The sequence below is a fragment of the uncultured Aquincola sp. genome (assembly GCF_964001545.1).
Taxonomy (GTDB): Bacteria; Pseudomonadota; Gammaproteobacteria; order Burkholderiales; family Burkholderiaceae_C; genus Aquincola.
In genome coordinates this window covers 1-7,567 of sequence record NZ_CAXFDV010000699.1, presented here as the reverse complement: position 1 = coordinate 7,567, position 7,567 = coordinate 1, and the positions used below count along the sequence as shown (strand labels likewise).

Annotated in this window: 9 protein-coding genes; all 9 read right to left on the bottom strand. The window is 69.2% G+C overall.

The genetic code is table 11. The features are described from left to right. Positions 1 to 1,098 (bottom strand): photosynthetic reaction center cytochrome PufC (gene pufC, locus ABNT58_RS24560; protein WP_348756016.1); only part of this gene is annotated, 1,098 nt, incomplete at its 3' end. After that, entirely contained in the window at positions 1,095 to 2,075 is a 981-nt protein-coding gene (gene pufM / locus ABNT58_RS24555; RefSeq protein ID WP_348756015.1) for a photosynthetic reaction center subunit M, read from the bottom strand. The genes pufM and pufC, both read right to left, overlap by 4 nt. A 12-nt stretch (positions 2,076 to 2,087) precedes the next feature. Further along, the gene (gene pufL, locus ABNT58_RS24550) at positions 2,088 to 2,912 is read right to left on the bottom strand and encodes a photosynthetic reaction center subunit L (protein WP_348756014.1); all 825 of its coding nucleotides are present in this window, start codon (positions 2,910 to 2,912) and stop codon (positions 2,088 to 2,090) included. Positions 2,913 to 2,994: 82 nt separating this feature from the next. Beyond that, complete coding sequence (pufA, locus tag ABNT58_RS24545; protein ID WP_348756013.1) at positions 2,995 to 3,186, bottom strand: light-harvesting antenna LH1, alpha subunit; 192 nt, start codon at positions 3,184 to 3,186, stop codon at positions 2,995 to 2,997. Positions 3,187 to 3,200: 14 nt separating this feature from the next. Then, a complete protein-coding gene (locus ABNT58_RS24540; protein ID WP_348756012.1) occupies positions 3,201 to 3,431 on the bottom strand; it encodes a hypothetical protein in 231 nt (76 codons plus the stop codon). 27 nt (positions 3,432 to 3,458) lie between these two features. Then, positions 3,459 to 3,608: a light-harvesting antenna LH1, beta subunit gene (pufB, locus tag ABNT58_RS24535; RefSeq protein ID WP_348756011.1), complete on the bottom strand. Its 150-nt coding sequence runs from the start codon at positions 3,606 to 3,608 to the stop codon at positions 3,459 to 3,461. 114 nt (positions 3,609 to 3,722) lie between these two features. Further along, positions 3,723 to 5,183 (bottom strand): chlorophyllide a reductase subunit Z, encoded by a 1,461-nt coding sequence (gene bchZ, locus ABNT58_RS24530; RefSeq protein WP_348756010.1) that lies wholly within the window; start codon positions 5,181 to 5,183, stop codon positions 3,723 to 3,725. Continuing rightward, complete coding sequence (gene bchY / locus ABNT58_RS24525) at positions 5,180 to 6,652, bottom strand: chlorophyllide a reductase subunit Y (protein WP_348756009.1); 1,473 nt, start codon at positions 6,650 to 6,652, stop codon at positions 5,180 to 5,182. Before bchY ends, bchZ begins: the two co-directional genes overlap by 4 nt. Positions 6,653 to 6,655: 3 nt before the next feature. Beyond that, positions 6,656 to 7,567 (bottom strand): chlorophyllide a reductase iron protein subunit X (locus ABNT58_RS24520; RefSeq protein WP_348756008.1); only part of this gene is annotated, 912 nt, incomplete at its 5' end.

Genomic DNA, 7,567 nt, shown 5'->3' with positions numbered 1-7,567 from the left:
CGCCGCACCCCCCATCAGCGCCGCCAGCCGCCGCAGGCTGCCCTGCCCATCGTCCGGCGTGGCCGACGACATCGCGGCCGAGGCGGCGGCCGCGGCTTGCGGCGGCATCATCAGCGCGGGGTAGTCCTTCATCATCTGCGCGCCGTACAGCGGCTTGTAGGCGCCCTGGTGGCAGGTGGCGCAGTTGATCTTGGCCACGTCGTGGTTGGGGCCCAGCCGCTCGATCGGGAAACTGTCGGTCAGCGGCTCCAGCCACGAGACGTTGAGGTCGCGCACCATGCGGATACCGTAGTACGCGGTGTAGCGCTGCGGCGAGCTCTGGTCCCATTGGCCGAACGAGCGCGAGTTGTGGCAGAAGGTGCAGTTGACGCCCAGCGACTGGCTCATGTGCATCATCAGCCCGTAGGTCCACTCGGCCTGCTTGGTGGACTGGCGGTTGCCCGCCGGCAGCGCACTGGTGCCGATGACGCGGATGTTCTCGGCATGCTGCAGGAAGGGCGAGAACGGGTCGTTGGGCAACGAGGCCCAGGCAGCTTCGGGCGCGGCGGCGTTCTGGCCGGCACTGTTGCCCAGCAGGCTGCGCGAGCTGGCCGGCGCCAGCGGCTCGAACCAGGTCTTGCTGGGCACCGGGTTGCCGCGGTGGCAGCTGTAGCAGGTGACGCCAGTGCCCGCGACGTGGGTCTTCCAGTCGGTGTTGATGTGCTGCGTCATCTGCAGCATGCGGCGCGCCACCACCTTGGTGTACTTGGCGTCGCTGGCCAGGTTGGCGCCGTCGTGGCAGTACACGCAGCCCTGCTCTGGCGACACCCATTGGGTGATGGCGGTCATGGTGCGGGTGAATTCGCCGATGCTCAGGTCGCCCAGCACCTTGACGTTCTGGAACACCTGCGAGGCCTTGGGCCCGTCGGGCGAGGCCGGTGGCGGTGCCTCGGGCGCGGTGTTCAGCGCCGCGTTCTGGGCCAGCAGGCGCGGGTTGTACACCTGCTCCATGCCGGCGCCGCGGTAGCCGGTCTGCACCGTGTCCACCGGCGGCCGCTCGCAGCCGGCCACCAGCAGGCTGGCGGCCAGCACCGTGGCCGTGGTTGCAATGTGCTTCATGGCTTGACCCCTTGCAGCAGCAGCGCCGGATCGGTCACCGGAGCAAAGACCTGCGGATACACCGGCGCCACGCCGTGCTTGACCGCCCACAGGAACCAGTTGTCCACCACCGTGCCGGTGAGCAGGATGCCGATGCCGCCCGTCAGCGGGCTGAGCACCGCGAACCACCAGGCCCAGCGGTGGATGGATTCCATCGTGGCATTGAAGCCCATGGTCCAGCGCCAGAACAGGGCCGCCCGTTCGCTGGCGGTGCCGCGGTCGGTGATCTGCTCGATCTCGCGCTCGCCGCCGAAGCGGCTGACCGCCAGGATGGTGGCGCCGTGCATCGCGAACAGCAGCGTCGCGCCGTACAGGAACGCGATCGACAGCATGTGGAACGGGTTGTAGAACAGGTTGCCGTAGCGCAGCGAAAACGCCGCCGTCCAGTCCAGGTGCGGGAACAGCCCGAAGGGCACCGCCTCACCGAACGAGCCCATCAGCACCGGGCGGATGATGCCCAGCACCAGCATCAGCCAGATGGCGGCGGCAAAGGCCCAGGCCACGTGCGTGCCCATGCCCAGCGCCCGCGCCCTTCGGTACATGCGGGCCCACCACAGCAGCACCGAGATGGTCATGCACAGGCCGGCCAGCAGCCACCAGCCGCCCTGGTTCAGCGGCGGCAGCGTCAGGCCGTAGGCCGGCGGCGGCGGCTCCAGCCCCAGCCAGGGCAGCTGGCGCACGAACTGGATCGGGTCCCAGCCCACGCTGGCCCACATGTTGAGCCCGATGATCTCGAAGGCCGCGAAGCCGAAGATCAGCGAAGCGATGCCCAGCCAGCCCAGGTAGATGGGTCCCAGCTGCGCATCGCCCAGCTTGCCCAGCCAGTGCGAATGCGTGCTGCCGCTGTCGCGTTCATGGTCGTCACGCCCCAGCGAAATGCCGGGGTAGGAAGCGCCGGCCACCTGCACGCGGGTGAAGAGGTTTTGATATTCGGCCATGCCAGGTCTCCTTCAACGCCACACCGGCAGGTTGAGCCACCAGGTCCACCACTCGGGCCAGCCGCGGGTCCAGAAGGGCCCGCTGATGACGATGCACACCGCGCTCCAGAAGCCGGCCGACAGCGCCAGGAACAGGCCCAGGCGGTGGATGCCCAGCGTGCCGATGGAGTAGCCGATGGCGTCGCGGAAGAAGGTGTTCTCGTGCTCGGCCGTCTTCACCGGCTCGCCCTTGGCGGGGTTGGTGGACGACAGGATGAGCGCGCCATGCAGGCTGAGCGCGAAGGTGGTGGCGAAGAAGAAGCTCACCGCCAGCATGTGCGCCGGGTTGTAGTGGAAATGCAGGTACTGGTAGCCGGTGTTGGACACCCAGTCGAGGTGGCTGATGATCCCGTACGGGAAGCCATGCCCCCAGGCACCCAGCAGCACCGGCCGCACCACCACCAGCGTGACGTAGGCGCCGATGGCCACCGCGAAGGCCACGGGCACGTGGTAGCCCATGCCCAGCTTGCGGCAGATCTCCACCTCGCGCAGCGCCCAGGACACGAAGGCGCCGATGGCGCACACCGTGATCAGCTGCCACAGCCCGCCTTCCATCAGCGGGGCCATGCCCAGACCGTAATGCAGGTCGGGCGGCGCGATGTTGATCTGCCAGAGGTTCCAGGTGGGCCCCTGCGAGGCACCCCAGATGATCAGCAAGGTGCCCACCAGCGAGAAGAACGCGGTGGTGACACCAAAGAAGCCGACCCAGAAGGGGCCGACCCAGAAGTCGAACAGGTCGCCGCCGATCAGCGTGCCGCCGCGGACCCGGTACTTTCTTTCGAAGCTCAGCATGGCCATGGGGCATCCTTTCGCCAGGACGTCTTGGACAAGTGCAGGCAGGTGCCGCAGCCGCGCCGCGGTGCCTGCCTGCGGTGGGGCGCTAGCGCGCGGGCGGGGTGGCCGCCGGCATCGCCGAGTTCTGCGTGGCCACGGCCTTGGTGGGGCCGTCGAGCCAGTTGAACTTGTTGGTGGACAGCAAGATGAAATGGATCAGCAGCGCGAGCACGAACAGGAACACGAACAGAGCGACGAGCGCGCGACGCGGATCGAACAAAAGCCAGATACGCCACATGGTGGGGCCTCCTATCAGTCGAGGTAGGACATGAAGGTGTACACGGCCGCCCGCACCGCACCGAGCAGCGAAGGCTCGCCCTCGGCGCCCGGCAGCCAGGCCCGCCAGGGCAGCATGAGCAGCTGCGCCAGCAGGGCGAACACCAGCAGCACGGCAAAGCCTGCGATGAACACGCCGACAGTGGCCAGCGAGTCCCGGGCAGGCGCTGCCGTGGGCAGCGAGTGATGGTGGGTGAGGTCGGTCATGACAACCCTCTCGTCAATGGGCTGTGGCTACAGCCACGGACGCCACATCCACACCAGGACGTGGGCCACGATGGCCACGGCGGTGAATCCGACGAAGCTCGTCATGAACACGCCATGGAATTCCTTCGCTTCCTGTTCTGTCAGGCCGGAAAGCGAGCCGCTTCTGGGATCAAGCATAGGGAGGGTTCCTTCGATCGATGGCCTTGCGGCCGGTGGTCTTGCGACCGGCACCGCGCAAAAGCCCGCGCGGCAAAGGCTGCCCTGGCCGGGCGGAGCAAGGCATGCAGGGCTTCATGAGGCCACCGCCGGGGTGCCCGCTTCGGCCGGCAGGTCGGTCAGGCCCACGCTGTCGCGGCCGGCGCGGCGGGCCGCGGCTTCGGCCGCGTCGCGCAGCGCCTTGGCCGCCGAGATGCGCACCAGCACCGGTTGCGCCTCCACCAGCGCATCGAGCTGCCGGCGGGCGTCTTCGTCCCAGGCCAGCGTGGCGTGCTGGCGGGCGGGCGTGGCGGGCACGGCGTCCATCTCGGTGCCCAGCGGCAGCACATGGAACAGCGCATCGAACAGGGCGTTGCAGTACTCCTGCAGCAGCCAGGTGGCGCCGGCGTACCCCATGTAGGGCGTGCCGGTGGCGCGGCGGATCACCGCACCGGGGAAGGAGGCGGCGATCCAGCTCGGCCGCGGGCCGGGGCGTGCGCTGCCGACCTCGGCCAGGTACATGCGTTCGTTGTACGAGCCGAACATCACCAGCGGCTGCTGCGCCTGCAGCTGGCGGCGCACCTCGGCGTTGTCGGTCTTGCTGCCGGGCTTGCGCGACACCGCGAACTGGCAGGGCAGGCCCAGCTCGTCTTCCAAGTAGTGGCGGATGCCGCGGGCGTAGGTTTCGCCCGCCACCACAGCGAAGCTGGCAGTGCCGAAAAAGTCCTGCGTGACCGAGCGCCACAGGTCCCAGATGGGCTTGAGCGTGGTGTGCTTCTCACGCTCGATGAAGGGCTCGGGGTCCAGCCCCGTCAGGCGGCCCAGCTCGCGCAGGAAGGCGGTGGTGGAGTGCAGGCCGATGGGGGCCTGCAGGTAGGGCCGCTCCAGGTGCTCGCACAGCAGGCGGCCGTATTCGCGGTACAGGCAGATGTTGACGTCGGCCTCCACCAGGCGCGAGACCTCCGACAGGTGGCTGCCCAGCGGAAACGCCATGTTCACTTCGCAGCCGATGCCTTGCACCAGGCGGCGGATCTCGGCCAGGTCGCTGGGGCCGTTGAACATGCCGTAGGCCGGCCCGATGATGTTGACGCGCGGCTTGTCGCCCGGCGCCCGCACCCGCTCGGGCACCTTGCGCAGGCCGTACTGCTGCCACAGCCAGTACAGCGCGCGGTTGGCGCACTGCCACTGGTCTTCGTCGATGGTGCGCGGCAAGAAGCGCTGCAGCGTGGTGCCTTCGGGCGTCACGCCGCCGCCGATCATCTCGGCGATGCTGCCGGTGACCACCACGCTGGGCAGGTCGGGGTCCAGCGTGGCATGGGCGCGCTTCATCGCGCCTTCGGTGCCTTCGCGGCCCAGCTGCTCTTCGGCCAGGCCGGTGACGACGATGGGCAGCTCATGCGGCGGCAGCGCGTCGGTGTAGTGCAGCACGCTGGTCACCGGCAGGTTCTCGCAGCCCACCGGGCCGTCGATCACCACCTGCAGGCCCTTGATGGCGGTGAACACATACACGGCGCCCCAGTAGCCGCCGGCTCTGTCGTGGTCAATGACGAAGCTCATCCCAACTGCTCCTGCGCCACCTTGAGCTTGATGACCCGGCGGCGGGTGTCGGCGCGGAAGGCGGCGTCGGGCTTGGGCGTGGTTTCCCACACGCCGGCCTTGTCGCCCTGGCCGGTGTCGCCGAAGAAGTCCTTCATCTGGTGAAAGCGGCTGCGGTTGGCAATCGCCGCATTGACCACCTGCGCCAGCGAGCCGGCACCGGCCGGCCCCATCAAGGGCCGGGCCGAGATGAGGTTGGTGAAGTACAGCGCCGGTATGCAGGCCTGCTTGGCCGCCTGCACCACCGGCGTGGTGCCGATGGCCAGGTCGGGCTGGGCATGCCGCATGGCGTACAGGTCCTGCTCCAGGCTGGCGCGGTACTGCACGTGCACGCCGCGGGCCTCCAGCCATTGGCGGTCGGGCTCGCTCCACGGTGTCGCGGGGCAGGCGGTGCCCACGTAGGGCACTTCGGCGCCGCTTTCGATCAGCAGCCGCGCCACCAGCAGCTCGCTGCCTTCGTAACCGCTGACGGTGATGCGGCCTTGTATAGGCAACCTGGCCAGCGCCCCGCGGATGGCCGGCAGCACCCGCTGCACCGCGCTGTCGATCAGCGGCTGGGCCACGCCCACCGTGCGGCCGATGGCCTGCAGCCAGGCTTCGGTGCCTTCCACGCCTACCGGCGCGGAGCCCACCACCGGCCGGCCGGCGGCCTGGAACTCACGCACGCTGGCGGTGTAGAAGGGATGGATGGCGGCCACCACATGGCCGTCGAGCGCGGCATACAGCTCGCGCCATTCACGTGTGGGCACCACCGGGCCGGCGGCCAGGCCCATGGGCGCCAGCATCATGCCGATGCCCACCGGGTCGGCCGGGAACATCTCGCCCAGCAGGGTGACGGTGGGCCGCGCTTCCACGCCGCCGCGGGGCGCGGCCACCGGGCCGGCCTCCGCCTCATGGCGGGCAAACTTGAGCATGGCGCCGGCCAGCACGTCCTTGGCCTCGGCATGGGTGGGCACGCCGAAGCCCGGCACGTCGATGCCGATCACGCGCACGCCGTCGATCTGCCGCGGCAGCAGCTGCAGCGGCACGCCGCTGGCGGTGGGCACGCACAGGTTGATGACGACGATGGCGTCCAGCCGCTCGGGGTCGGCATGCTCGAACACCGCCCGGCGGATGTCCTCGAACAGCTGGCCGGTGACCAGCGTCTCGCTGTTGAAGGGCACGTAGCCCACGCTGCGCCGCGCGCCGTAGAAGTGCGAGGTGAAGGTCAGGCCATAGACGCAGCAGGCCGAGCCGCTCAGGATGGTGGCGGTGCGCCGCATGCGCAGGCCCACGCGCAGCGAGCCGAAGGCCGGGCACATGCTCTGCGGCTGGCCGTGCGGGCCGGTGTTGCGGTCCACCGGGTAGTCGGCGGCGTAGCGCTGAAGGGTTTCGGCCTTGCCGGCCGCCTGCGCGGCGGCCTGCATGTCGGCGGTGGCGTGGCAGCTCATGGCTCAGGCCGCGTCGTAGACCACTTCGAGCGAAGGCCGCACCACCACCGTCTGGCCGGTCATGTCGGCTTCGGTGGCGGGCTGCAGCACCACGTCGCGGCCGACGCTGTCGGCCGAGAACAGGCCCAGCAGTTCGTCCTGCGTCTGCGGCTTGGGCCGCATCGGCGGTGCCTCGCCCACGTTGCGGGCCAGGGTCTCGACGAGGGGCGCCCAGGCCGTGCCGGGGCGGCCGATGATCTCGTAGCTGGCGCTCTTGCGGCGGATGTCCTCGTTGGCCGGAATCGCCGCCAGCACCGGGATGCCGGCGTTCTCGGCAAAAGCCGCGGCCTCGCCGGTGCCGTCGTCCTTGTTGATGACCATGCCGGCCACGCCCACGTTGCCGCCCAGCTTGCGGAAGTACTCGACCGCGCTGCACACGTTGTTGGCCACGTACAGGCTTTGCAGGTCGTTGCTGGCCACCACGATGACCTTCTGGCACATGTCGCGGGCGATCGGCAGGCCGAAGCCGCCGCACACCACGTCGCCCAGGAAGTCCAGCAGCACGTAGTCGAAGCCCCACTCGTGGAAGCCGAGCTTTTCCAGCGTCTCGAAGCCGTGGATGATCCCGCGGCCGCCGCAGCCGCGGCCCACTTCGGGCCCGCCCAGCTCCATCGCATACACGCCGTCGCGCTTGAAGCACACGTCGCCGATGGCCACCGCCTCGCCGGCCAGCTTCTTCTTGCTGCTGGTCTCGATGATGGTGGGGCAGGCCTTGCCTCCGAACAGCAAGCTGGTGGTGTCGCTCTTGGGGTCGCAACCGATCAGCAGCACCTTCTTGCCCTGCTGGGCCATCATGTAGCTGAGGTTGGCCAGGGTGAAGCTCTTGCCGATGCCGCCCTTGCCATAGATGGCAATGATCTGCGTTTCGGGCTTGTT

What these genes read in the sequence shown, in the direction of transcription:
- pufM (WP_348756015.1), bottom strand. Translation starts at nt 2,075, where the DNA reads ATGGCCGAATATCAAAACCTCTTCACCCGCGTGCAGGTGGCCGGCGCT.
- pufL (WP_348756014.1), bottom strand. Translation starts at nt 2,912, where the DNA reads ATGGCCATGCTGAGCTTCGAAAGAAAGTACCGGGTCCGCGGCGGCACG.
- pufA (WP_348756013.1), bottom strand. Translation starts at nt 3,186, where the DNA reads ATGTGGCGTATCTGGCTTTTGTTCGATCCGCGTCGCGCGCTCGTCGCT.
- ABNT58_RS24540 (WP_348756012.1), bottom strand. Translation starts at nt 3,431, where the DNA reads ATGACCGACCTCACCCACCATCACTCGCTGCCCACGGCAGCGCCTGCC.
- pufB (WP_348756011.1), bottom strand. Translation starts at nt 3,608, where the DNA reads ATGCTTGATCCCAGAAGCGGCTCGCTTTCCGGCCTGACAGAACAGGAA.
- bchZ (WP_348756010.1), bottom strand. Translation starts at nt 5,183, where the DNA reads ATGAGCTTCGTCATTGACCACGACAGAGCCGGCGGCTACTGGGGCGCC.
- bchY (WP_348756009.1), bottom strand. Translation starts at nt 6,652, where the DNA reads ATGAGCTGCCACGCCACCGCCGACATGCAGGCCGCCGCGCAGGCGGCC.